General features: G+C 52.3%; 23 protein-coding genes and 2 tRNA genes. 18 read left to right on the top strand and 7 right to left on the bottom strand.

What is annotated here, in order from left to right; genetic code table 11:
- Window positions 1-36: 36 nt before the first annotated feature.
- On the top strand, window positions 37-1,053 hold the full coding sequence (locus ACMHXI_RS10705) for an IS110 family transposase (RefSeq protein ID WP_039034405.1): 1,017 nt from the start codon (window positions 37-39) through the stop codon (window positions 1,051-1,053).
- 488 nt (window positions 1,054-1,541) lie between these two features.
- Here the strand turns inward: ACMHXI_RS10705 and ACMHXI_RS10700 are convergent, their stop codons facing one another.
- Window positions 1,542-2,228: a SapC family protein gene (locus tag ACMHXI_RS10700; protein ID WP_208184511.1), complete on the bottom strand. Its 687-nt coding sequence runs from the start codon at window positions 2,226-2,228 to the stop codon at window positions 1,542-1,544.
- A gap of 625 nt (window positions 2,229-2,853) precedes the next feature.
- On the opposite strand from ACMHXI_RS10700, the gene ACMHXI_RS10695 reads away from it, so the two are divergent.
- From ACMHXI_RS10695 to ACMHXI_RS10670, 6 genes are all read left to right on the top strand, one after another.
- Window positions 2,854-5,556: a family 20 glycosylhydrolase gene (locus ACMHXI_RS10695; RefSeq protein WP_208184512.1), complete on the top strand. Its 2,703-nt coding sequence runs from the start codon at window positions 2,854-2,856 to the stop codon at window positions 5,554-5,556.
- 439 nt (window positions 5,557-5,995) lie between these two features.
- Window positions 5,996-6,949 carry an N-acetylglucosamine kinase gene (gene nagK / locus ACMHXI_RS10690; protein ID WP_208184513.1) on the top strand — a complete coding sequence of 318 codons (954 nt, stop codon included), beginning with the start codon at window positions 5,996-5,998 and terminating at the stop codon, window positions 6,947-6,949.
- Window positions 6,946-7,944: a glucosamine-6-phosphate deaminase NagB-II gene (gene nagB-II, locus ACMHXI_RS10685; RefSeq protein ID WP_208184514.1), complete on the top strand. Its 999-nt coding sequence runs from the start codon at window positions 6,946-6,948 to the stop codon at window positions 7,942-7,944. Before nagK ends, nagB-II begins: the two co-directional genes overlap by 4 nt.
- 49 nt (window positions 7,945-7,993) lie before the next feature.
- On the top strand, window positions 7,994-9,139 hold the full coding sequence (nagA, locus tag ACMHXI_RS10680; protein WP_208184515.1) for an N-acetylglucosamine-6-phosphate deacetylase: 1,146 nt from the start codon (window positions 7,994-7,996) through the stop codon (window positions 9,137-9,139).
- A gap of 92 nt (window positions 9,140-9,231) precedes the next feature.
- Window positions 9,232-10,377, top strand: coding sequence for a transmembrane glucosamine N-acetyltransferase NagX (gene nagX, locus ACMHXI_RS10675; RefSeq protein WP_208184516.1), 1,146 nt, complete (start codon window positions 9,232-9,234; stop codon window positions 10,375-10,377).
- Window positions 10,378-10,871: 494 nt separating this feature from the next.
- A complete protein-coding gene (locus ACMHXI_RS10670) occupies window positions 10,872-12,188 on the top strand; it encodes a sugar MFS transporter (protein ID WP_025009482.1) in 1,317 nt (438 codons plus the stop codon).
- A 544-nt stretch (window positions 12,189-12,732) separates the two neighbouring features.
- On the opposite strand, the gene ACMHXI_RS10665 is transcribed toward ACMHXI_RS10670, so the two are convergent.
- The 3 genes from ACMHXI_RS10665 to ACMHXI_RS10655 all read right to left on the bottom strand — a co-directional run bounded on the left by ACMHXI_RS10665 (window position 12,733) and on the right by ACMHXI_RS10655 (window position 13,863).
- A complete protein-coding gene (locus ACMHXI_RS10665) occupies window positions 12,733-13,500 on the bottom strand; it encodes an EAL domain-containing protein (RefSeq protein WP_413734905.1) in 768 nt (255 codons plus the stop codon).
- Window positions 13,501-13,704: 204 nt separating this feature from the next.
- Window positions 13,705-13,780, bottom strand: a tRNA-Thr gene (locus ACMHXI_RS10660).
- A gap of 7 nt (window positions 13,781-13,787) precedes the next feature.
- Window positions 13,788-13,863 (bottom strand) — tRNA-Phe (locus ACMHXI_RS10655).
- 376 nt (window positions 13,864-14,239) lie between these two features.
- Here ACMHXI_RS10655 and ACMHXI_RS10650 point away from each other — a divergent pair.
- From ACMHXI_RS10650 to ACMHXI_RS10620, 7 genes are all read left to right on the top strand, one after another.
- Window positions 14,240-14,788 carry a cytochrome b gene (locus ACMHXI_RS10650; protein WP_413734903.1) on the top strand — a complete coding sequence of 183 codons (549 nt, stop codon included), beginning with the start codon at window positions 14,240-14,242 and terminating at the stop codon, window positions 14,786-14,788.
- A gap of 4 nt (window positions 14,789-14,792) precedes the next feature.
- Entirely contained in the window at window positions 14,793-15,368 is a 576-nt protein-coding gene (locus ACMHXI_RS10645) for a YceI family protein (protein WP_129979793.1), read from the top strand.
- A 163-nt stretch (window positions 15,369-15,531) separates the two neighbouring features.
- The gene (locus ACMHXI_RS10640; protein ID WP_025887540.1) at window positions 15,532-15,867 is read left to right on the top strand and encodes a thioredoxin family protein; all 336 of its coding nucleotides are present in this window, start codon (window positions 15,532-15,534) and stop codon (window positions 15,865-15,867) included.
- 323 nt (window positions 15,868-16,190) lie between these two features.
- Window positions 16,191-16,733: a dihydrofolate reductase family protein gene (locus tag ACMHXI_RS10635; protein ID WP_413734900.1), complete on the top strand. Its 543-nt coding sequence runs from the start codon at window positions 16,191-16,193 to the stop codon at window positions 16,731-16,733.
- Complete coding sequence (locus ACMHXI_RS10630) at window positions 16,730-17,221, top strand: AAA family ATPase (RefSeq protein WP_301561275.1); 492 nt, start codon at window positions 16,730-16,732, stop codon at window positions 17,219-17,221. The genes ACMHXI_RS10635 and ACMHXI_RS10630 overlap by 4 nt, the downstream gene beginning before the upstream one ends.
- 219 nt (window positions 17,222-17,440) lie before the next feature.
- The gene (locus ACMHXI_RS10625; protein WP_413734898.1) at window positions 17,441-18,631 is read left to right on the top strand and encodes a multidrug effflux MFS transporter; all 1,191 of its coding nucleotides are present in this window, start codon (window positions 17,441-17,443) and stop codon (window positions 18,629-18,631) included.
- Between the two features lie 154 nt (window positions 18,632-18,785).
- Complete coding sequence (locus tag ACMHXI_RS10620; protein WP_258286935.1) at window positions 18,786-18,920, top strand: hypothetical protein; 135 nt, start codon at window positions 18,786-18,788, stop codon at window positions 18,918-18,920.
- A gap of 44 nt (window positions 18,921-18,964) precedes the next feature.
- Here ACMHXI_RS10620 and ACMHXI_RS10615 read toward each other — a convergent pair whose 3' ends face one another.
- The gene (locus ACMHXI_RS10615) at window positions 18,965-19,753 is read right to left on the bottom strand and encodes a hypothetical protein (RefSeq protein ID WP_413734895.1); all 789 of its coding nucleotides are present in this window, start codon (window positions 19,751-19,753) and stop codon (window positions 18,965-18,967) included.
- A 205-nt stretch (window positions 19,754-19,958) separates the two neighbouring features.
- Between ACMHXI_RS10615 and ACMHXI_RS10610 the strand changes: the two genes are divergently transcribed.
- Entirely contained in the window at window positions 19,959-20,597 is a 639-nt protein-coding gene (locus tag ACMHXI_RS10610) for a hypothetical protein (protein WP_146508531.1), read from the top strand.
- A 106-nt stretch (window positions 20,598-20,703) separates the two neighbouring features.
- Here the strand turns inward: ACMHXI_RS10610 and ACMHXI_RS10605 are convergent, their stop codons facing one another.
- Both ACMHXI_RS10605 and mutY read right to left on the bottom strand, forming a co-directional pair.
- On the bottom strand, window positions 20,704-20,982 hold the full coding sequence (locus ACMHXI_RS10605) for an oxidative damage protection protein (RefSeq protein WP_039034915.1): 279 nt from the start codon (window positions 20,980-20,982) through the stop codon (window positions 20,704-20,706).
- Window positions 20,983-20,984: 2 nt separating this feature from the next.
- Window positions 20,985-22,091, bottom strand: a complete 1,107-nt coding sequence (gene mutY / locus ACMHXI_RS10600) for an A/G-specific adenine glycosylase (RefSeq protein ID WP_025009474.1) — start codon at window positions 22,089-22,091, stop codon at window positions 20,985-20,987.
- 171 nt (window positions 22,092-22,262) lie between these two features.
- Here mutY and trmB point away from each other — a divergent pair, with 171 nt between their 5' ends.
- The 3 genes from trmB to glsB are packed head-to-tail and all read left to right on the top strand — an operon-like array spanning window position 22,263 to window position 24,239.
- Window positions 22,263-22,979: a tRNA (guanosine(46)-N7)-methyltransferase TrmB gene (gene trmB / locus ACMHXI_RS10595; RefSeq protein WP_025009473.1), complete on the top strand. Its 717-nt coding sequence runs from the start codon at window positions 22,263-22,265 to the stop codon at window positions 22,977-22,979.
- Between the two features lie 22 nt (window positions 22,980-23,001).
- Window positions 23,002-23,325 carry a YggL family protein gene (locus ACMHXI_RS10590; protein ID WP_025009472.1) on the top strand — a complete coding sequence of 108 codons (324 nt, stop codon included), beginning with the start codon at window positions 23,002-23,004 and terminating at the stop codon, window positions 23,323-23,325.
- On the top strand, window positions 23,325-24,239 hold the full coding sequence (gene glsB / locus ACMHXI_RS10585) for a glutaminase B (RefSeq protein ID WP_144438023.1): 915 nt from the start codon (window positions 23,325-23,327) through the stop codon (window positions 24,237-24,239). Before ACMHXI_RS10590 ends, glsB begins: the two co-directional genes overlap by 1 nt.
- The last annotated feature ends 388 nt before the right edge of the window (window positions 24,240-24,627 follow it).

Genomic DNA, 24,627 nt, shown 5'->3' with positions numbered 1-24,627 from the left:
TTGTTGAAAGTCATCTGGAAAGAGGATGGGTCCACTATGAAGATTACAACCATCGGTTTGGATATCGCAAAGTTGGTGTTCCACGCTGTTGCGGTCAACAAAGCAGGTAAGCTGGTGCGCAAGAAAATGCTTAAACGAAAAGAAGTACTCGGTTTTTTCGCTAAGTTGGAACCTTGCCTGGTCGCGATTGAAGCCTGTGGTGGCGCTCACTATTGGAACAGGGAAATTACTGCCCTTGGTCATCAGGTTAAGTTGATCCCTCCTCAATATGTCATTCCCTATCGGCAGGGAAATAAAAATGACTACAACGATGCCCTTGCCATAGCGGAGGCGGCTCAGCGACCAAACATGCGCTTCGTGCCCGCCAAATCTATCGAACAACAAGATGTGCAGATGTTGCACAGGGTTCGTGAGCGACTCACACAGCAAACCACCGCCTTGGTGAATCAGGTTCGAGGCATGTTGGCCGAATATGGCATCGTGCTGGCAAAGGGAAAAACGGCCTTTCGCAGTCAATTGCCCGACATTTTGGAAGACGGTGAGAATGCACTCACAGCCAAAGGTCGAGCGATTTTCCATGGACTGTATAATGAGTTTGTCGAACTTGAGAACAGGCTGAAAGGGTGTGAAAAGCAGGTATTGCAGGAAAATGCTGATAATCCTATCTGCCAACGATTAGGCACCGTCTTGGGGGTTGGTCCTGTCACTGCGACGGCATTTTATGCCGCTGTTGGGGAGGGGAAGGCATTTCACAATGGCCGCCATTTTTCAGCTTGGTGCGGTCTGGTGCCCAGGCAGCACAGCAGTGGCGGCAAGGATAATCTGCTGGGGATCAGTAAGCGAGGCAATGCCTATCTACGAACCTTGTTCATTCATGGTGCCAGGTCCATTTTGCGTCACTGCGAGCACAAAACCGATAAGCTCAGCCTGTGGGCGAAGGCCCTCGTGGAGCGTCGAGGCTTTAATCGCGCCTGCGTTGCAGTAGCCAACAAGCTTGCCAGAATTGCCTGGGTCATAGCGGCCAAAGAAGAAACGTATCGGCCGGCGACATGAAGCTTATAAATCAGGTTGTGAAGTAAGATAATGCCAACCTATCACCAAGTTGCGGTGACAATTGATTTGATGATGAGACAGTCAGACTGTTCTACTTAAAACCTGTTGAATCCATAGGCTCATCGTGAAGCCGCAAGGATGATGAGGAAAGTAGAAGCACATATCCATCAGGGCCAGAGATTTAACTCAGTAACAGGCCGAATATATGGGTGCAATGAACTCTTCTCAAATTGAAATCAAATGTCTTGCAAACGGGATGGGTCCATATATGGAGTGTATGCCGAATTTGTCTGGAACAAAATTCGGCCCTGTTTTCGACTGTCACAGTTCCGTCTGTGCCAGAAATATATGTGTATATCTGTAGCTTCCAATGACTCTGTTTGGGAAGAATTGTACCTACTCCCCTTTCTAGTGCGGCCCCTTGCACAGGTAAGACAGTGAGCCAATAAAAAGGCTGCCAAGGCAACCTTCTGATCTCTGTATTGGGATTAATCCAGCAGCAAGTCGATTTGGTTCAGTGAACACAGGTGAGCATAAACCGGTGAGTAGACGCCGCGCTTGGCAAATTCCAGTTTAACCTCATCGCTCAGGGCGTTGAGCTTTTGCTCATCGACGATATAGAGGCCATCTATATTGCTCTTTTCACCCTGTTTGTTGGTTACTGTCAGAGTCTTGGGTTGCAGTAATTCATGGCTGGTCAGGGTCTTGACGAACTGCTTGGTGATTTCACGGTACTCAATCAGGTTGCCGATAAATTCGATGCGGTTTTTCAGGAATTCGGTCTGCTCACCGGTTTCGGTAAATAGGGATTCGCCCTTGTCTTCGCTGACATGCTTGCTGTTGACATCGATACCGATAAGTACATTTTCCTGGCTGGAGTCTCCGGCGGCAAAAGGTTGCATCCGGCACTGCATTGGCAGGTAACGTCGGGTCCAGGTGTTGTCCTTGATAAAGCAGTTGCTCTCAGGCTTCAGAGAGGTGATGGCAACCGGCTGGAAATCTCCACTTTGGCTGTTCTTGGCGAAAATGATCGGGAAACTGGTGGCGGCAGGCAAAAATTCCTGCACCAGCAAAGGCAACATATGGTGCTTCTCAAATTCGCTGAAATCTATGCCTGGAGTGACTTTCAGAGCCTTGTGTGCGCCGTTGTTGAGCGGGACGTATTGTGCTGTCATTGTCTTTTTATCCTTGTTGTTATTTGAGGTTCCGTCAGCCAATCAACTGACGCACCGGAAAATAAATCGTCACTGAAATATCGGCGCCAGAACCGCTTCTTCGGTTGTATTAGTACCGCAAACCAGTAAAAAAGTTCAGCTTGAGACTTATTGGCTTGTGACCCCAAGCATGCTGCGGATGTTAACAGTGGTCAAACTGGATGTCATTGTTAAAAATATGTTCGCAAGCGCTGTTTTCAAGAGGGCTTGGGGAAATAAAAATTGTCAAAAAAATGTAGAAATAAGGTTTGTACTTGTGTATGTTTATCGATGACAGCGTTGTCATTACTTGTGTGACTATTGTGTCTATGGCCATGTTGTCTTGTAAGGTCTGCATGTCGAGGATGAGGTCTCCTTTACATGCCTTCCACAGTTGAGTATCTGTCGGGCGGCTGCGCAACTGTGTTTTCAATACTGTAGTCTCTCCCCGGAAACTAGAGTGGGCTGGGTGCTGATTTCAGTACCTGGCCATTTTTTTATCCCGGTTGTCACTCAACATAGCTTGTTGAGGTGACTGCCACTGCTTGAGTCGACAGGGAATATGGCATCATGGTGAAAACAATAATAAGGACAGGAGAGTAACGGAATGAAGTTAACTATCGCGGCGTTAGCCATTGCCTTGAGCTTGGGGCTGACGGCTTGTTCTGACAAGCCGCCGGCAACCGGGACTGAACCAGGGCAGAGCCAAGCCGGTTCTTCGTCAAAAGCCTCGAACGAAGATCTGACTCAGAATAAGCTGCATAGCTTTGCCCAGAGTTTGCAGTTGAAATATGCCGTGCTGTCCAATGTGCCGGATGACAACTGCGACCCGAGCCGTGCCGAAGGCCGCTGTTTCCAGGCGCAAATTCGCCTGACTCCGAGCGAAGATCTCAGCGCTTCTGACTGGGCCATCTATTTTAGCCAGATGCGTCCGGTACTCTCGGTTGCCTCACCTGAGTTTCATATAGAGCATATTCAGGGCGATCTGCATCGTCTGACGCCAACCGCCGCCTTCGGCGGTTTCAAAAAGGGTGTCAGCGAAATCATCAATTTTCGCGGTGAGCTGTGGCAGCTGTCGGAAATCGATGCCATGCCCAACTATTACATGGTGGTTGAGGGTTTCAAGCCGGAGGTCATCGCCAGCACTGAAGTTAAGCAAGACCCGGATACCGGGCTTGAGTTGCTTCCCTATGTGCAGCCTTACACGGATGCCGAGAAACAATATCGCCGCAGCTCACAGGATAAGCTGCCCTGGGATACCGCCAGTGTCGTCTTCGGCCAAAATACCGATACTCCCGATGATGCCGGCCTTGCGGTGGCAAGCCTTATTCCTAAGCCGGATTCAGTGACTTGGCTTGAAAAAACACCTGTCACCCTCAATGCCGGGATTAAGCTTGACCCGATCCACATAGCTAACGGAGTCGAGCTGCAATCACTTGAGGCGGCGCTCTTGCGCCTACAAAGGCTGGGTGTCAGCCAGAGTGAGCAAGGATTGGCGCTTAACTTGCTGCCGCTCAAGGGCGGACAAAGCGAGCACTATCGACTCGAGATTGAGGCCGGCGGAATTAACCTAGCCGCCGCAGACGCCGCGGGTTATTCCTATGGCTTGGCGAGTCTTGCCGCCTTGCTGCAGTTGCCTGCCGATGATACCCAATCAATAGCACTGCCACAGCTGCGCATTCAAGATGGCCCCAGATACCCGTTTCGCGGTATGCATCTGGATGTTGGCCGCAACTTCCATTCCAAGGCGTTTGTGCTGAACCTGCTGGAGCAGATGGCGGCCTATAAACTCAACGTATTGCATCTGCACATGGCCGACGACGAAGGCTGGCGCCTGCAGATCCCCGGTCTGCCGGAGCTGACCGAGATTGGCAGCAAACGCTGCCACGATCTCGATGAAAACCGCTGTTTGCTGCCGCAACTGGGCAGTGGCCCCAATCCTGAGACTCAAGTCAACGGGTACTACACGACCCAGGACTATATAGATATTCTCAAGTTTGCCGCCGCAAGACAGATCCAGGTGATCCCGTCGATGGATATGCCGGGGCACTCCCGCGCCGCTATCAAATCGATGCGGGCCCGTAGCCGCAAGCTATTGGCTCAGGGCGACAGTCAGGCCGCCAGCCAATATCTGCTGGCGGATCCCGAGGATGCCACTGTCTACAGCTCCATTCAGTACTACAACGACAACACGCTCAATGTCTGTATGGAGTCCAGTTACACCTTTGTCGCCAAGGTGATAGATGAAATTGCCAAGCTGCATCAGGCCGCCGGAGTACCGCTTAAGCGCTACCACATAGGTGCCGATGAGACCGCCGGTGCCTGGCTCGACTCGCCGGCCTGTGAACGCTTTATTGCGGCCAATTCGCAGCGGGTGGCCGACAAATCTGCCCTCGGCGCCTACTTTATTGAGCGGGTATCGCAGATGCTGGCCGAGCGCGGCATAGAGGCGGCCGGTTGGAGCGATGGCATGAGTCACGTCAACCCGGCCAATATGCCGAGCCCGGTGCAAAGTAATATCTGGGACATAGTCGCCCACGGCGGCTTCAAACGGGCGCATGCCCAGGCCAATCTCGGCTGGGATACTGTGCTGTCCAACCCGGAAGTACTCTATTTCGATATGCCGCCGGCGGCCGATCCGAAAGAGCCCGGCTATTACTGGGCCAGCCGCAGCAGCAACAGTCGCAAGTTGCACAGCTTTATGCCGGATAACCTGCCGGCCAATGCCGAGCAGTGGGGCGATATTGAGGCCAGGCCTTTTATTGCCGATGACACAGAGCAACTCAGCCCACAAGGAAAGCGTCTCAGCGGCCCAATGGCGCCGGGCAGGGGCTTTATTGGCCTGCAGGGGCAACTCTGGAGCGAGACGATTCGCAGCGACACGACCGCAGCCTATATGATTTTCCCTCGCCTCTTGGTTTTGGCGGAAAAGGCCTGGCATAAGCCGGACTGGGAACTGGCTTACCGGCATCAGGGGGCAAGTTACAGCCAGGATTCCGGTTACTTCGTTGCCGAGCAGCGACAGGCGCAGGCAGAGGATTGGCATCGACTGGCCAACATCCTGGGGCATAAGGAGCTGGCCAAGCTGGATAAGGCCGGGGTGCATTACCGTTTGCCGCTGCCGGGCGGCAGAATCAAGGATGGCAAGCTTGAGGCCAATATCATCTTTCCCGGGCTCAAGATCCAATATCGCCTACCAGGAGCTGAGTGGCAGGAGTATCGCGGCCCTGTGGCAATTGCAGCGCCGCTTGAGCTTCGCACTGTCTCACCCGATGGCCGCCGCTATAGCCGGGTTCAGCCACTGAATTAGTCTTTAAGCAGGTACTGATGTGGGCTGGCGTTAACAGATAACGCCAGCCACGCTGCCTGACTTATTTTTAATGCCGGGCTCACTTTTAATGCCTGACTTGTTTTTAAGGCTTGAGTGGCGTTTAAGAGTGGTTAAGGAAGTTTGAGTCGCTCAAATATAGCGGCTTACTGAGTATTTATTGGTTAATTTTCAATATATTAATCAAGTCAAAGTCCTAGCCATGAGTCTATTGATTTCTGCTGATTAAAAATAAATGACAACGCTGTCATTTTTGATGTAACATTAGTTTAACCACATGGTTAACGATTGCTTTAACTTGAGTCCGCTCAGTGGAATGTCACCGGGTTAATCCTGAAAGGCGCCTTACTGCAGCGATTTGTCAGTGTTCCGCCGCACCAGATTGCGCCGTGACCATAAAAGAAACAGAAAGAGGTCTGCCATGGGGGAAAACCCGACACCGGATGCACAAGTGTATATAGGGATAGACGGCGGCGGCAGTAAGTGCCGGGCAACCGTCTACTGCCGGCAAAAGGGTGTGCTGGGAACCGGAGTTGCCGGTCGGGCCAATCCTTTGCACGGTCTGAGCCAAACTTTCGACTCCATCATCAGTGCTACAGGTTTGGCCCTGGCCGATGCCGGTCTGCGGCAAGCCGATTGCGCCAATATGGTGGCCGGTCTCGGGCTTGCCGGTGTCAATATTCCCAGGCTTTATCAGGAGATCCTCGATTGGAGGCATCCCTTTGCCGCCATGTACCTGACCACAGATCTGCATACCGCCTGCATAGGCGCCCACCAAGGGGACGATGGTGCCGTCATCATCACAGGTACTGGCTCCTGTGGTTATGCCCATGTGGGCGAACGGCAATTGTCTCTCGGTGGTCATGGCTTTGCTCTGGGCGATAAGGGCAGCGGCGCCTGGATGGGCTTGAAAGCCGCGGAGCAGGTGTTGTTGTCGCTCGATGGTTTTGCGCCGCAAACAGCCCTTGGCGCCAAACTGCTGGCCCATTTCGGGGTGACCGATGCCCTGGGGATAGTGGAAAACCTCGCCGGACGCTCCTCCAGTTGTTATGCCGCTCTGGCGAGAATAGTGCTGTCCTGTGCGGCCGAGGGCGATGATACCGCTACCGCTATAGTCAGCGAAGGTGCCGACTATATCAGCCGGTTGGCACGGCGCCTGTTTGAACTCAATCCGCCGCGATTTGCCATGATAGGCGGCCTGGCCGAGCCGCTCAGGCCCTGGCTGGCCGACGATGTGGTCGAACGAATCGCCCCCGTGTTGGCGCCACCGGAAATCGGTGCCGTGCACTTTGCCATGCACCAACATCAAGACTCGCAATTTTCAGCCCGTCCGGCCGATGCCGGCGCATACGACTTAGCAAAGGTGAAACCATGACCCATACCATAATGGAGCGCGAGGCTCGCAGTGCTCCCGAGAAGATTGCCAACCAGTTGCAGGCCAATGACCAGTTAGCCCGAGAACTGGGGCAGCGGCTGCGCGAGTTTGCTCCCAAGTTTGTGATGATTGTGGGTCGCGGCTCTTCCGATCACGCCGGGGTATTTGCCAAGTATCTGTTTGAAATAGAGGCCGGTGTGCCTACTTTTGCCGCCGCGCCTTCGGTGGCCAGTGTCTATGGCAAGCGCTTGCAGTTGGCCGGTGGTCTGGTGATAGTCATCTCTCAGTCGGGACGCAGCCCGGATATTCTGGCCCAGGCCAAGATGGCCCGCGAAGCCGGTGCCTTTTGCGTGGCGCTGGTCAATGATGAAACCGCCCCCATTAAGGACATAGTCGATCTTGTATTGCCGCTTCGCGCCGGAGAGGAGCAGGCGGTGGCCGCCACCAAGAGCTATTTGGCTACCCTGTCGGCGCTGCTGCAACTGGCTGCTGCCTGGACCCAGAGCCCTGAGTTGGCCCGCGCCTTAGATGAATTGCCCCAGGCGCTGCAGGCGGCTGTGGATGCAGAGCCTCAACTGACTGCCGAATCTTTGCAACACAGCAACAATCTGGTAGTGCTGGGACGAGGATTGGGTTATGCCATTAGTAAAGAGATAGCGCTCAAACTCAAGGAGGTCTGTTCTATCCATGCCGAGGCCTTCTCCAGCGCCGAATTTCTCCATGGCCCTGTGACCCTGGTGGAGAACCACCTCAAAATAGTCGATGTCTGTGTGGCCGATGAATCCTATGCCAGCCATCTTGAGCAGATAGCCGAAGTCGGGCGCCGCGGCGCTGAGTTGGTTCACCTCAAGCAAACCGCCAATGAGGTTCATCCCAGAGTCGCGCCTCTGGCATTGCTGCAGCGTTTTTATATCGATGTGGCCGCTGTGGCCATAGCCAGAGGCATAGATCCGGATCAACCGGCCGGGCTTAAGAAAGTCACCCAAACCCTTTGATTAAAGTGGCCGACGTGCCTAAACGGGACAACGCAGTGGAGAGCAGAGAATGACGCAAACCTTTATCGCCGAGCGCTTGTTCGATGGCAGGCAATATCATCACAATCTGAGCTTTGCCGTGGAGAACGGTAATCTGCAGGCCTTGGGCTCTGCGGCAGGTTCAGATGCTATCCGCCTGCAAGGCTTGGTTGTACCCGGGTTTATCGATGTGCAGGTCAATGGCGGTGGCGGCGCGCTGTTTAACGGCGAGCCTACGCTCGAGTGTATCGCAACCATAGGCCGGGCCCACGCCAGGTTCGGCACCACAGGCTTTTTGCCGACCCTGATCACCGATAGGATCGAAGTGATGAACCGCGCGGCCGATGCGGTGGCCGAGGCGATAGCCAGGCAAAGCACAGGGGTGTTGGGGATACATTTTGAGGGGCCGCACTTGTCTGTGCCGAAGAAAGGCGTGCATCCACAGCAATATATCCGCCGAATTTCCGATGCCGAGCTGGTATTATTCAGCCGTCAGGACTTGGGTGTTCGCTTGGTGACCCTGGCACCGGAAAATGTGGCGCCTGAGGTTATCAGTGCCTTGGTCGAGGCCGGTGTCCGTGTTTGTCTAGGTCACTCCAACGCCGATTATGATACCGTGCGTTCGGCCCTGGCGGCCGGTGCCAGCGGTTTTACTCACCTCTACAACGCCATGTCGCCCTTGGGCTCCAGAGCACCGGGTATGGTGGGCGCCGCCATAGAGGACGAGGCCAGTTGGTGTGGCCTTATCGTCGATGGTCACCATGTGCATCCTGCCGCAGCCAAGGTGGCCATCCGCGCCAAGGCCAAAGGCAAGATGCTCTTGGTGACGGACGCCATGCCACCCGTGGGGTTGGATCAAGATGCCAGTTTTGAGCTCTTTGGCCAGCAAGTGCTGCGCCAGGGCGACAGACTCAACGCCATCACAGGAGAGCTGGCCGGATGTGTGCTGGATATGAATACCGCGGTGCGAAACGCTGTCTCTCTGCTGGGGCTCAGTGTTGAAGAATCCATACGGATGGCGAGCGAGTATCCGGCGGCATTTCTTGGACTCGAGCAGCAAGGCCACTTGGCTGCGGGCAAACGTGCCGATTTTCTGGTGCTCGATAATGAACTCAAGGTGCAAAACACCTATATCGGCGGTCAATTGGTTTACGCCGCCGAGGAAAGAGTGTGCTGAAATAAGCCGTTGCGCCAAGAACGCGATTAACCCTCTTCACATAAGCAGTGCAGCTTTTACCCGGATAAAGATAATAACAACAGGGAAGCCCTATGACTGAAAAGATAGCGGCGGTAACTGAGACCGCCAACAAGCCCAGGCTGATGTCGCTCGATGCGCTGCGGGGCTTTGACATGTTCTGGATCCTTGGCGGTGAAGCGCTGTTTGCCGCCCTCTTGCTGCTGACTACTTGGAGTGGCTGGCGTTGGTTCGATGGCCAGATGCACCACAGCAGTTGGCATGGTTTTACCTTCTACGATCTTATCTTCCCGCTGTTTATCTTCCTCTCCGGCGTTGCCCTGGGTTTGTCTCCCAAGCGTCTGGACAAGTTGGCGTTTGCCGAGCGACTCCCAAAATATAAGCACGCAGTTAAGCGTTTGGCTTTACTGCTGTTTTTTGGCGTGCTCTACAATCACGGCTGGGGGACGGGCATGCCGGCGGCCCTGGATGAGATACGCTATGCCAGCGTCTTGGGGCGTATCGCCTTCGCCTGGTTTTTTGCCGCCATGCTGGTGTGGCACACAGGGCTCAGAACCCAGATCTATGTTGCAGTCGCTATCTTGCTGGGATACGCCATGGTGCAGCTGTGGCTGCCGGTCCCGGGCGGCAGTGCCGGGGACTTTAGCGCCGCCGGTTCCATCAATGCCTGGGTAGACAGTCATTTCCTGCCCGGGATCAGCTACCAACATAAGCCTTATGATCCGGAAGGCCTGTTATCGACCCTTCCCGCAGTGGTCAATGCTTTGGCCGGTGTGTTTGTGGGCCGCTTTTTGCAGCAGCAAAGTTTTTCAGCCTGGGGCAGGGTGGGTTTGCTGTGTCTGGCCGGGCTGGTTTGTTTGGGGCTTGGCTGGCTGCTTAATCCTCTGATCCCGGTTAATAAAGATCTCTGGACCAGCAGTTTTGTGCTGGTGAGCAGCGGCTGGAGCCTGTTGCTGCTGGCACTGTTCTACGCCGTTATCGATGTGCTTGGGCTGCGTTGGTTGGGTTTCCCCTTTGTGGTGATTGGTTGCAACGCCATCATAATCTATCTCGCTTCCAGTCTGGTTCAGTGGCGCTATAGCAGCGAAAGTCTGTTTGGCGGTTTTATCAATAGCGCCCCCGAGAACTGGCAGCCACTGCTTGGTGTATTGGCCATGCTCGGGGTGCAATGGTTGCTGCTCTGGTGGATGTATCGCAGGCAGTTGTTTATTCGGGTTTGAGGCTTAGGGAAGGTTCGAACAAGCCCCATGTGTGCTCTGCGTCGGCTTACGGGCTTGGATGCAAGGCGTGGTTCGCAGCAAATGGCCCTAGTCCTTTACAAGAAGCACAATACAGCAGGCAGGCCTGTAAACCACGCCCTTCGGGGCTTTCACAGCAACCGGCTCTCTGCGTTATCCGACCTCGACATGCCCCGGCATGCCTTCAGTCAGATGCCTTGGACGCCAATTGCTGTGCAAGCCAGAGTGCCACGAGGACTTATTCGCACCTTCCTTAGCTTGCCTAAGTGAGGCGAACAAGCGGCCATATGCCTGGTTTAAAATTAATGACAGCGTTGTCTTTTTTGTTATTATGACGTAACTTTATTGAAACAAAGCCGTGTATAAAGCTGCCGCGGCATCAAGGTTTCAAGCGTTAAACACCACTCAAGATGGATGGGGCGCCGATAAATTTGGTTGCCAAACAATAAATTACTATAAGAAGCAGGTTTATGAACATGACAGTTGCTACCCCGGCTGATGCAGCCTCAAGAAGCAGTTTTCTGCCTATGACTATCGTAGGTGCGCTGTTTTTTATCTTTGGATTTGTGACCTGGTTGAATGGTTCATTGATCCCTTTTCTGCAAATCATTTGTGAGCTCAATGAGTTTCAGGCACTGTTTGTCACCTTTGCCTTCTACATCGCCTATACCGTGATGGCGCTGCCCATGTCGTCGATCCTGCGTCGCACCGGCTATCGCAATGGCATGGCGGTGGGGCTGGGGATCATGGCAGTCGGCTCTGTGCTGTTTATTCCCGCCGCCTTCAGCGCCAACTTTTTAATGTTTCTGTTGGCGCTTTTTGTACTGGGAACCGGCCTGACCATTTTGCAGACGGCGTCCAACCCCTATGTGGTGCATATTGGTCCTAAGGAGAGCGCCGCCATGCGGATCTCCATCATGGGGCTGATTAACAAGGGTGCCGGGGTGATAGTGCCTATTCTTTTTACCGCTTTGGTATTGGCTGATCTGGAAGGGTTCACCGCCGGGCATCTGGCTGCCATGGCCCCGGCCGAGCGAGAAGCCCAAATAAGCGAACTGTCTTCACGTCTGGTGATGCCCTATATCTATATGACGCTGGCGCTTGTGGTACTGATCGCACTGGTGAAGTTTTCTGCTTTGCCTGAAATCGCCTTCGAGGGAGAAGAGGGAGAGCACGCCGACAAGAGCGGTATAGTGCATTTCCCTCAGGTGATCCTTGGCGCCATAGCCATCTTTGCCTATGTGGGGGTTGAAGTGATTGCCGGCGATACCATAGGTCTCTATGGTGCCAGCCTAGACGTCAACAATTTCGCATCCCTGACCTCCTACACCATGGTGTTTATGGTTATCGGCTACCTCTTGGGGGTTAGCTGTATTCCACGTTTTATCAGCCAGGAAAAGGCTTTGCTCGCCTCGGCCTTGGCGGGTATTGCTTGCATCTTTGGCATCATCTTCTCATCGGCCGAGAGCCATGCTATCTCGTCGCTGCTGTGGGGGTGGAGCGGTATTCCAACTATTCCGGATACAGTCACCTTCGTCGCCATGATGGGCCTGGCTCACGCTCTGGTTTGGCCCTCTGTGTGGCCGCTGGCGCTGGAAGGGCTGGGCAAGTACACGGCCCAGGGCTCGGCGCTGCTGATCATGGGTATTTCAGGTGGCGCCATACTGCCGCTGATATTCGGCAAGATTGCCCACTTCAGTGACAATGTGCAGTTGGGTTACTGGATAGGCTTGCCCTGTTATCTGTTTATCCTCTTCTATGCGCTGAAAGGCCATAAGATGCGCAGTTGGTAACTGCGAGAGTTTAGCCCTCCTTGGTGACTTAACTGCTCATGGGCGGTAATAGCCGTTTGCTTCAATTCCCCGAGCCTTTTGGCTCGGGGACCTCGTTTTATCTGATGTCTCAGTCACATTGAACCCAAAACAGCTCTTGTGTCATAAAGAAGTCAATGACGGCTGGCTCAAACCCGAATGGCTTTTTCACCGCAGTCGAAAGGCGTTGACCACTATCAATATCGAGTTCGCGAAGGGGGATTGGAGTTAACCCGGTTACAGCTTGAGGTACTGGCGATACGCTGGTTTTTAAACCCATCATCCAGGAAGTGAGCTATGGCATTTACCCACTTAAATCTTTGAGCATAACCATCAAGTGTTATTACGCTACCCATTGTCTTCGCCCTGAATAATTGGCAAGAATCATAAGGCAATGATCTTTCTATTGAAATTTACGGTAGCAAAAATTACTCAGGCTGAAAGGCGTGTATAGATGTAGTTTGTGTTTGGTTTTTGATAGAGGCACAAGTCCCCATAAATAGGGAGTGCACTACAAACCTGTGGCTTAGAGATTGGAGAAATCGACCTGGGGCAAGCTCTCAAAACCCGGGTGGGCAAAAAGGTAGCCCTGCATCAGTTCGATTCCTGCTGTTTTGAGCCAAAAACATTCTCCTTGGGTTTCTATTCCCTCGGCTAAAGGGATGATGCCCAAATCCTGAAACATGCTCAGGCAATGTGTCACTATCGATTGGCGAACTTTGTCTGTATCTATACTCCGGATTAACGCCATATCAAGCTTTATGATATTGGTCTGGAAATTTGCCAGCAGATCCAGCCCTGAATACCCGGAACCAAAGTCATCTATGGCGGTTATGAAGCCCAGGGCTCGATAGCATTCCACAATACGTTTAACGTGATTGCTGTCTTCAATCTTCTCTACCTCAGTGAATTCAAACATGATCCTCTCGGTAGGGAAGTTGTATTTTCTGGCCGCTTCCAGAGTGGTTCGAATGCAGCGCTCGGGTTTATATACGGCATTGGGGAGAAAGTTGATACTCAACATGGAGTCTATGCCAAGTCGCGAGGCCAGCGAGATGGCTTTTATCCGGCACATCTGATCAAAGATATAGCGGTTGTGGTCGTTGACCTTGGAAAATACCTGGCCTGCCGCCTCATTGTTTAATCCCCTAACCAGTGCTTCATAGCCAAACACGCTGTTATTTTTGATGTTTATTATGGGTTGAAAAGCCATTGAGAAATCAAACCCCAACTCCTTTTGGTTTAGGCAGTTATTGCAGGAGTGAATTTCATAACTTGCTGTTCCTTCAAGCATTAAAATGACCTTTTCTGGTGTTTATCCTTAAGGTTAGCTGGCTTTTTATGCTTAAGCAAAGCGGCTTGGGGTTAAGCCATGAGTTAGCGCAAAGAGAGAGGGAAAGGGCGGTCTGCCGCAGAAATCGGGTCAAACCATGGCTGAAGTCAGCGGGAATGATATAAACAAAAACGCCACTCAGTGAGTGGCGTTTTTGTTGTTTCATGGTGCCGGCACCAAGAGTCGAACTCGGGACCTACTGATTACAAGTCAGTTGCTCTACCAACTGAGCTATGCCGGCTAAATTGTGGTGCCCGAACCCGGAATCGAACCAGGGACACGCGGATTTTCAATCCGCTGCTCTACCAACTGAGCTATTCGGGCAACTGAACTGAGTGTCAGTCATCTACTTCGAACCGGGAGTTGAGGCCCGTGTCGTTCGGAGTGCGCGTATAATATAGTTCTGAATTTTTTCCTGCAAGTGCTTTTTCCGCATAAATCCTGTGTTCGCTCAGTTAATGCTCAGAATTGGTCTTTTTGAGCTGAAATCAAACTGATATCGCTTGAAAAGCCAGCAGGCCGCCTATTGCATCAAACTATCTTCGCCGCAATCTGCCGTGTTACCCGCATCACTGTGGCTCTTTAAGCCCACCTTTTGTCCTACTTTCTAAAATTTCGAAAGAAATGGCCAATATTTAATGATTTTAGTTTTCATTTAGCCTCCATATGATGTGCTTAAGACACAGCTTAAGGATAGAAAATGCTTGCCAACACTCGTCAGGGCTACGGCCTTGTCAGCATTTTGAGCCACTGGTTATCGGCCATTGCCGTGATAGGCCTGTTTGGGCTCGGCTACTGGATGGTTGACTTGACCTATTACAGTGCCTGGTATCAGAAGGGGCCGCATCTGCACAAGAGTATCGGCATTTTGTTGTTGGCGCTTACCCTGGTCAGATTGTTGTGGAAACTGCTGAGCCCGTCGCCACAGGCGATACCGGACAAGCCTTTACTGCAGAAGGCGGCCTGTTTGACGCATTGGGGACTCTACCTGTTGCTGCTGCTAATTATGTTGAGCGGCATATTGATCTCCACCGCTGATGGCCGGGGTATCGCGGTATTTGACTGGTTTGAGCTGCCGGGTGTCGGTGAGCTGTTTAACAATCAGGCCGATATCGCCGGGGCGATACATAAATACGCCGCCTATAGCTTGATAGCCCTGGTGGTGCTGCATGCCTTGGCTGCGCTGAAACACCATTTTATCGATAAAGATCAGACACTCGTCAGGATGATTAAACTCAAGAGAGGATAGCAAAATGAAAAAGACCCTGTTTGCCGGTTTGCTTGGCAGTGCGCTGTTATTGCCTTGCACCGTGAATGCCGCCGACTATGTGATTGATACCCAGGGCGCCCATGCCTCTATCAACTTTAGAGTCAACCATCTTGGCTACAGCTTTGTGGTCGGGCGTTTTAACGAATTTGAAGGCAGCTTCAGTTTTGACAAGGCCAACCCGGCAGATGCCAAGGTGAATGTGACCATCAACACCCAAAGCCTGGATTCAAACCATGCCGAGCGGGACAAGCACCTACGTTCAGCCGACTTCATCAATGCCGGCAAGTATCCCAAGGCCAGCTTCAAGTCCACCAAGGTGGAGGACAAAGGGAATGGCGAATTGGCGATCACCGGTGACTTTACCCTCAATGGGGTCACCAAGCCGCTGACCATAGATGCCAAGGCTATCGGTGAAGGGCAGGACCCTTGGGGTGGTTACCGCGCCGGGTTTATCGGCTCTACCGAGTTTGCCCTCAAGGATTACAAGATTACTACCGATCTGGGCCCGGCTTCCACTCACGTCAAACTCGACCTGGTGGTTGAAGGGGTCAAGCAGTAACCCACAATAGTTTTTACAGAAGGCGCCGTCGGCGCCTTTTTCTTTGGCCCACAAACGGGCAGCGAAAGTCACCGAAAGTTAGCGCCGATATGGCACAATGAGCGCCAATACAAACAATAGAGCCCGGGTACCTGGGGCCGCCGCATCGTTGTGAGCTGAAACCATGTTGAATATCGAAACCCTTGAGCAGCTTAAACAACTGCTCGAAAGCCAACCCGCGGTATTACTGCTGTTCGGCGGCGAGCATTGCGGCGTGTGCCAGGCGTTGAAGCCCAGAATAAGCGCCATGTTGGCCGACGAGTATCCACTATTGCAGGCGGCCTATATCGATTGTCAGGGCGCTGGCCAGCAGCTATCCGCCCAGATGAGTATCTTCAGTCTGCCCGTGGTGCAGGTCTATTTTGACGGCGAAAAGTTTGCCGAGTTGCAGCGGGTATTTTCTCTGGCGGATCTGCGAGAGGCAATCGACAGGCCCTATCGGCTCAGTTTTGAGTCTTAGGGAAAATAATCGACAGGGCTTTCTGTTATTGAGTTCGGAGCTAAGGAAGGTGTGAATAAGTCCTTGTGGCACTCTGGCTTGCACAGCAATTGGCGTTCAAGGCATCTGACTGAAGGCATGCCGGGGCCTGTCGAAGTCGGATAACGCAGAGAGCCGGTTGCTGTGAAAGCCCCAAAGGGCGTGGCTTACAGGCCTGTCTGCTGTGTTGTGTTTCTTGTAAAGGACTAAGCCATTTGCGGCGAACCACGCCTTGCATCCAGGCCTGTAAGCCGACGCAGAGCACACATGGGACTTGTTCGCACCTTCCCTGAAGGAGTAGTTAGATGAAAAATAGGGTGTATATGGCCCAGAGTCTGGATGGTTTTATTGCCGGACCCAATGGTGAGCTTGATTGGTTGGCGGCAATAGATAACCCGGAGGGCAGCGATCTGGGATTTGCCGAGTTTATGGCTTCGGTCGATGCTCTGCTCATGGGGTGCAACACTTTTGAAGTGGTGGCCGCCTTCGATGCCTGGCCCTACGATAAACCCGTATTTGTTGCCAGTAGTAGTCTCAAGCAATTACCGGAGGGTTTTGCCGGCAAAGCCGAGTTAATTTGCGGCTCGGCAACTGAAATGCTCAGCGCCTTGCATGCAAAGGGGTACCACAACATCTATCTCGATGGCGGCGTTCTTATTCGCTCCTTTATTGCCGCCGCTCTGGTCGATGAGCTGACCATTACCACAGTGCCTGTGTTGCTGGGGGGCGGGATCCGGCTATTTGATACCTTGCCTGGTTCTGTGAACTTGAAGCTGGTGTCATCACAGTTGCTGTTGGGGCAATTGGTAAAGAATCGTTATCAGTTTCAAAGGGAGACACAGGCATGAATCAAGTGGGTACCTTAATCTTTTTCTGCGGCAAGATGGGCGCGGGCAAGTCGACTCTATCGCAAGAGTTGGCTTCAGAGCGGCGCGCCGTCTGTATCAGTGAAGATCAGTGGCTTGCCGCTCTTTTCCCACAAGAGATCCAAAACTTTGGCGACTATCTCAAGTTTTCGGCCCGGCTCAAACCTGTTATGAGCGCACATATTCAGGCCTTACTCGGTTGCGGTGTCGATGTGGTGCTGGACTTCCCAGCCAATACCGCAGTGCAGCGTCATGGGTTCAAGGCCCTGGCCGAGGTGGCCGGAGCGCAGCATCTGCTGGTCTATTTAGAGGCAGATGATGAGTTGTGTCTCGAGCGTCTGGCACTCAGAAGAGTTCAATGCCCGGAGCGGGCAGCCTTCGACAATGAAACCGTCTTTCGGCAGGTGAGTGCCTATTTTGAGGTGCCAACGGCCGAGGAAGCGCTATCGATAGAGGTGCGCCCGGCCTGAAAACAGCGGACATGGCGTTCGTTATTTGGCTGTGGCAGACCAAGATTATTTGTGCCAATATGCGCCGGCCGGTTTGCTGCTCTTTGGCAGAGTTCAAACATGGCGCTATAGTCATGCGGGCGCGAAGGCGCCGCAAAATAGAGGTTAGATTATGAAGAGAGCAGTGAAGGCAGTCCAATTATCGCTTGAATAGATTCTTAGCAATAATTGGACGCGAAAATGAATAGAAACAATATCTGGAATTACTCATTCTTATACTCTTTGGTACTTCTGGTACCTTTCGATCTGCTTGCTTCACTGGGGATGGACTTATACCTTCCGGCAGTGAATGACATCGGCACAAGTTTCAAGGTAGGAAGGGAGCTGGTTCAGCTGACGCTGACCATGTATATGGCACTCCTAGGCCTTGGGCAATTGCTGTTTGGCCCCCTCTCGGACAAGTTTGGCAGAAGGCCGATAGTCGTTATTGGCGCTGTCTTGTACTCATTGTCCAGCCTGGCTATTCCCTTAAGTCCGAACTTCGATTACTTTCTGGGACTGAGATTGTTACAGTCGCTGAGCGCGTCTGCACTATTGGTTGCGGCGTTTGCCACGGTCAGAGATGTATTTGCAGAAAGGGAAGAAGGCGTAGTCGTTTACGCCATCATGGGTTCAGTGTTGGCTTGTGTACCGGCAGTGGCTCCGTTTCTGGGCGCCTTGATAGAAAAGCAGTGGCATTGGCAGGGCATATTTTACTTCCTGGGAATATTCGCTGCCGTGGTTGCCGTGCACACAGTGTTTAAATGGCCAGAAACCCGGCCGGCCAAAACCCAGCCGTTTCGTTTCAATAGCTTGTTCACCATCCTGGGGTCCAAGACTTTTATCGGTTATACCTTGGCTTATGCAACGGCAATGGGAACCTTCTTCGCCTACTTTTCCACCTCGCCCTCGGTGCTGATGGATACCTTGAGCCTGAGTAAACTCGAGTTCAGCCTCTGGTTCGGCTCGGTGGCGATTGTGATGGTACTGACCACCAGGTTCGTCAAGCCTTTGGTTGGGCGTTGGGGAATCAGCGGCACAGTGTTTCGAGGGCTGGCGGGGCTATTTGTCAGTGGGCTTATCCTCTATCTGTGCGAGTGGCTCTTTGGCGTTACCCTGCTGGGCTTTATGCTTCCCATGTACCTGATTGGAGTCAATATTGCCTTGACTTGTGCAGTCTCGGCCAACGGCGCGCTGCACGCCTTCTCCGCTTCGGCGGGTTTGGCAACGGCGCTTTATTATGCGCTGGAAAGCCTGTACTTAAGCCTGATGGTCAGTGTGCTGATAAAGCTGATCCCGCCCGGAACCTCGGCCACCATAGCCGTGTATATCTTTATCTCTTCCCTGTTAGCTGCGGGCTTTATCCTGCTGGGGCGGCGGCAGAGTAAATAGCTTCTTATAAGCTTGCAGGCCACACTTGAGCTTGTTCAGGTGTGGCCTTCGCTGTTCATGAGTAGGATAGCGTTAACGGTTCGCAGCGCGCCTCTCAACGCTATCACCATTAAAGCCGTGCAATAAAGCTACGCCTCTACGGCTTAACGATATCTTGCAGCAGCAGTTGCTATGCCAGGCAGGCGACAATGGTTTGGAGCTGGTCTATGCCGCCATACAGCAATTCGGTGGCACTACTTCACCCAATAGCATGATCCCCGGGGAGCTTCCCGCCCGTTCCTGGGCCTGAGTGGTGAGGATGAGGGAGAGGTGATGGCGATTTTGAGTGAGTGGCTATCTGCGGGCTAATTTTAGTCGGTCCAACATGTGTTTTACATATTGCTCGATTATGTCAGGGCAAAGGATTTGGAAACCAGATAAAAGAAATTCGAGTTCCCTGTAATGCATGTCAGCAAGCTCCTTGCTTGGTGATAGCTCAATATATTTATTAACTAGCCTGAGTTGGAGAACAGTCTTATTGTAAATACTCACTAAAGTTCGGGTATCTTCACTGGAATTATACAAGTCGCTAGTTACATATATACGGTCATCATCCTGGATTTCATAGGCTTTGATTATTAACAGTTCTTCATAACTATTTGGATTTACCTCGACGTCAAAGCCTACTTGACAAGTATAGCTTTGAAACTGGGGACGTTTGGAAAGCAGTAATCTATTATCTGAGCGAACACCGTCCAGCATCCGCATCAGTTCATTCAGTTTCGCTTCTCGCTCTAAATGCTTGACCTGTGCTTGCATCGCCTTGCGGCTCAGCTCTGTCTCTCGCTTGGTATCTGCCAGCTCTTGGCGGGTCAATGCGAGTTCCTTTTGTTGGGTTCGCAGTGACCAGATAAGTAAGACGACCGTGATAAAACCTAGGATCGGGTTCAGCGTGCCGCCGATATAGTCACCAAAGGCGCCAAAGTCTTCTTTATTACCCAATGGCCAACCAAGCTGTGTGAAATACAAATTGAGGATGAACAAGCTCAATGCCAATAACATTGAAACGGCAATAAGATAGGACGCTGTGGTGGCGAACACGGAGAGTATTCGTTGTGGGAACGTTGGGGCATCGTTTGGCATGGGCCTTCCTTTAATGGCTGAGTAATGAGTGCATCATGTTGGCAATATCATAGGGTAAGTTGAACAATCCGGTCAAAACGCCTGAGCGGAGCTGTCATGAACACGGAGGTTTAGACCCATTTAATTATTTAATGGTGGATTTAAACGGGTTTAAACATGTTTCATGGTAAAATGATGAAACTTGTAGATTCTGTGAGGAAGCAAAGTGATACGCATAGAAAAGTTGTACAACAGTGCATGGAAAAAAGTAGTGCTTTTTGTCGTTGTGTTTGTTTTAGTGGCTTGCTTCTTTCATTTTATAAAATCTTTGCAGCCGTTTTTAAAAACATTAGTTGAGCTAGGGCAGGTATTGACCGCACTTGCAGCTTTTATTGGCGCCTATGCCGCATTACGAGGTGTTGATAGTTGGCGAAGACAACTACACAGTGCAGCCAGATTTACAAAAGTAACCGAGTTTAATAATTTGCTGCTTACTTACGAAAGTAAACTTGAATCAGCTGCTAATTTACTTCACATACCTTTGCTACAGGTTTATTTGGGTAAAAAGAAAACTCTTGCTGAGAGCACTGAAGACGCAATAAGACGTAAAGAGAGCCAGTTTAAATCCATTATTAAAAGTTTGGCTGGTGATGCTCGAATTCTGGATAAGTTATGTGCGGCTGATAACTCTGAAACAAAATCTCCTCAGATGTTGAGTGAGCTTGTTAAAAAATTATCAAGCAAAACATATAAATATTTAAATTGCCGAGATTACACAAAGCTGAAAGAGCATAGTGAAGAGCTATTTCAGTGTTTGGGCTCTATAAATGATATGGTCGCTCAGTACGAGCAAGGTATCAATTAATCTCCTATCCACAGAGCTAAACACGCATCCATAATGATGAAAGACGATTAAACGTAAAGGCCCATTAAGGGCCTTTTCTCATTTCGCTCGCTACAGCTACAGCGGCTTATTCATCTTCTGCCGGTGGCACATAGCCTTCAATCTGTACTTCCTGACCTTCGAACAGGAAGGCGACCATCTGCTCTTCCAGCAGTTTGCGATCATCGACATTCATCATGTTCAGTTTCTTTTCGTTGATCAGCATGGTCTGTTTTTTCTGCCACAGGCCCCAGGCCTCTTTGCTGATATTGTCGAAAATGCGCTTGCCGAGTTCGCCGGGATACAGTTGGAAATCCAGGCCATCGGCTTCTTTCTTGAGATAGACGCAGTTAACTGTGCGTGCCATGTTTACTCCTTGGTCAGACTCGGTTCCAGGCTGGCCAATACCCGCTCTGTTGCAGCGGCCAGTCCCACCCGGGAAGGTTGGTTTAAGTTATACCAGAGACAGGGTTTGGGTTCCATTACCCTGTCTTTACTCTGGGCGCTGTGACCTTGGTCCAGCAGCATGTCTGTGACTACTTTGCTCTTTAGCCGCAGCAGCATAGGCTGGGCGTCCAGGTGAAAGTGGCTGAAGGTGTGACGAAAACCGGGTAGCTCTGTGATGCTGTGCTCTGCAAGCCCCAACTCTTTGGCGGCTTGCAGCAGGTTTTGTCTGTTGCTGAACTCGGGGAAACACCAGAGGCCGCCCCAGATCCCGGCGGGTGGCCTTTGCTGCAGCAAGATCTCGCCATTGTGTTCCAGCACCAGTAGCCAGGCTTCTTTGGCCGGAATCGCCTTCTTCGGCTTCTTACCGGGGAATTCGCCCTGGCGCCCCATTAGCTGCGCCTTGCAATCGCGGGCGACCGGGCACTGGTCACAGGCGGGGCGGGAGCGGGTGCAAATGGTGGCACCTATATCCATCATCGCCTGGTTGTATTTTTGGATCTCGGCCTTGGGCGTGAGCGCTTCGGTCAGCTGCCAGAGTTGGTTTTCCACATCCTTTTGCCCGGGCCAACCTTCTATGGCGCCGTGGCGGGCGAGTACCCGTTTGACGTTGCCATCCAATATGGGGTGATGTTGCCCCAAAGACAGCGACAGTACCGCACCTGCGGTTGAGCGGCCAATGCCCGGCAGTGCCAGCACCGAGTCAAAGTCGGTTGGAAACTCACCTTGGAACTCATCACGCACCTTGATGGCGGCCTTGTGCAGGTTACGGGCGCGGGCGTAATAGCCCAGACCTGTCCACAGATGCAGCACTTCGTCCGTGTCGGCATTGGCCAGGCTGACGACATCAGGGAAACGGGCAATGAATTTTTGGAAGTAGGGGATAACAGTCGCGACCTGGGTCTGCTGCAACATAATCTCAGAAATCCATACTTTGTATGGGGTCTTTTGCTGTTGCCATGGCAGAGTCTTGCGACCATTCAAGTCGTACCATTTTACGATACGTTCTGCGAAAGAGGCTGTTTTATTCATCGGCGCAGTGTAGCCGCAGCCAAGGGGCGAAACAAGGAGATTGATGCCCCCAAATGATTGACTTATTTCGTTCTTGTGGATTGTTGGTATACTTTTTCAGCATCAGGGCTTGCACTGTATGGTGAACTTTGGATAATGCCCTTCTTTTTTCAAACCTCTCTAGGGGCAAAAATGAGCGAAGTCACAACGGCCGAGTTTAACGAAGAAGGCAAGTATCTGCGCAAAGTAAGAAGCTTTGTGCTGCGTGAGGGGCGCCTCACCAAGGGCCAGGCCCAGGCCATAGAAGCGCATTGGGGCAGCATGGGGCTGGATTATTCCCCAGAGCCGCTGGATTTGAACGCCGTTTTTGCTCGTGAGGCAGACACAGTGCTGGAGATAGGTTTTGGTATGGGTGCCTCACTGGTGACCATGGCCAAGGAAGCCCCCGAGCTTAACTTTATCGGTATCGAAGTGCACAAGCCTGGTGTGGGCGCCTGTCTTGCCGATGCCGGCGAAGCCGGAGTCACCAACCTGAGAGTATTCCATCACGATGCCATGGAAGTGCTGGAGCATGCCATTGCCGATAATTCTCTGGCGCGGCTGCAGCTGTTTTTCCCCGACCCATGGCACAAAAAACGCCACCACAAGCGCCGCATAGTGCAGCCGGCCTTTGCCGAGTTGGTGCGTCGTAAACTGAAAATTGGCGGTGTGTTCCACATGGCTACCGATTGGGAAAACTACAGCGAGCATATGCTGGAAGTGATGAATGCAGCCCCTGGCTATCGCAACCTTTCCAGCGATGGCACTGTAGTGCCACGCCCGGATTACCGTCCGTTGACCAAGTTCGAGGCCCGCGGTCAGCGCCTGGGTCACGGTGTTTGGGATCTGATGTTCGAACGTACAGAGTAATTACACCTGAGGGAGAAGCAGTATGGCTATTCGCAGTCGTCGTTTGCGCAAGAAGTTGCGTGTTGATGAATTCCAGGAGTTGGGATTTGACGTTAGTTGGCGTTTTGCCGACTCTGTGTCGGAGGAACAGATAGATCCCCTGGTCGACCGTTTTATTGATGAAGTCATAGAACCTAGAGGCTTGGGCTTCCACGGTGGCGGCCACAGAGAATGGGAAGGCATTATTGCCACCCAAAGAATTGGCAAGTGCACCGAAGATGACAGAAGCGCAGTCAAGGCATTCTGGGAAGCTCAGCCAATCAGCGAGTTGGAAGTTACTGAGCTGTACGACATTTGGTGGAGTTAATCCCGGACGAGGCCTTGCTTGAGCAGGTGCTCGACAGGGTTCGCCCTCTGATTGGCCAGGGTAAGGTGGCGGATTATATTCCGGCCCTTGCCCGGGTCAATGCCAACAAGCTGGGGATTGCCGTCACCATGGCCGACGGCACCACAGTGGGGGCAGGGGATTATTTAGAGCCTTTTTCCATTCAAAGTATTTCCAAAGTGTTCAGCCTGACACTGGCGCTGACACTCTATGAAGAAAGCGAAATCTGGAGCCGGGTAGGCAAAGAGCCGTCGGGTCACTCATTTAATTCTCTGGTGCAGGTGGAGTTGGAGCGCGGCATTCCCCGTAATCCCTTTATCAATGCCGGTGCGCTGGTCATAGCCGACTTGCTGCAGAGCCGCCTCGGAGCGCCCAAGCACAGAATGCTGGAAGTGGTTCGCCGTTTGGCGGGTAATCCGCATATCTGCTACGACAAGGTGGTGGCCGATTCCGAGTATCAGCATAGTGCCCGCAATGCCGCGATTGCCTATCTGATGAAGTCCTTCGGTAACTTCAACAATGATGTGGATACTGTGCTGCGAAGCTATTTCCATTACTGCGCCTTGAAAATGAGCTGCGCCGATCTTTCCCGGGCCATGATGTATCTGGTCCAAGGCGGTAAGGCAATGGATGGCAAAGAGCTGATATCACCGCTGCAGAGCCGCAGACTCAATGCGCTTTTGGCTACATCCGGGCTTTATGATGGCGCCGGTGAGTTTGCCTACCGGGTCGGCATGCCGGGCAAGAGTGGTGTCGGTGGTGGTATAATCGCCGTGATCCCCGGTGACATGTCCATCTGTGTCTGGTCGCCGGAGCTTGACCGCAGCGGCAACTCACTCGCCGGAACGGCAGCGCTGGAGCAACTCAGGCTGGCCGTTGGCCGCTCAATCTTCTGATCCCAAAGGCAGCATTCCGCTGCCTTTGTTTTTTACGCCATACCATAGTTTTCAGCCTAAAGTTGCATATTAGGCGCTTGCCGGGTTTCCGGCCACTATGTAGCCCATCACCTGCGGTGCGGATAGGCAGGAAGCCTGAATGCAGTGAAGGACAGGACGTCCGAGAACGGCCTCGGCCTCGCCATCCCTGGCTCGGAAGGTGACAGTTCCACCTGTGCCTGGGAAATAGGCGTATATCTGTGGGTATATAAGCAATTTCAAGCAACGCTATGATTGCAGAGTTGCACCAAATTCCCCTCGGTGTCGCCGAAAGCCGTTGGCGCAAATAACGTGGCTGAGGCATGGATGCCGAAGCAGCGCCAGTCGAATCAGGGATGAGCGTCTGAAG

This window comes from Shewanella sp. BJSY2023SW005, assembly GCF_047314585.1.
GTDB lineage: Bacteria > Pseudomonadota > Gammaproteobacteria > Enterobacterales > Shewanellaceae > Shewanella > Shewanella algae.
Note: the sequence above shows the minus strand (reverse complement) of the source record. Positions and strands in the feature narration are given on the sequence as shown.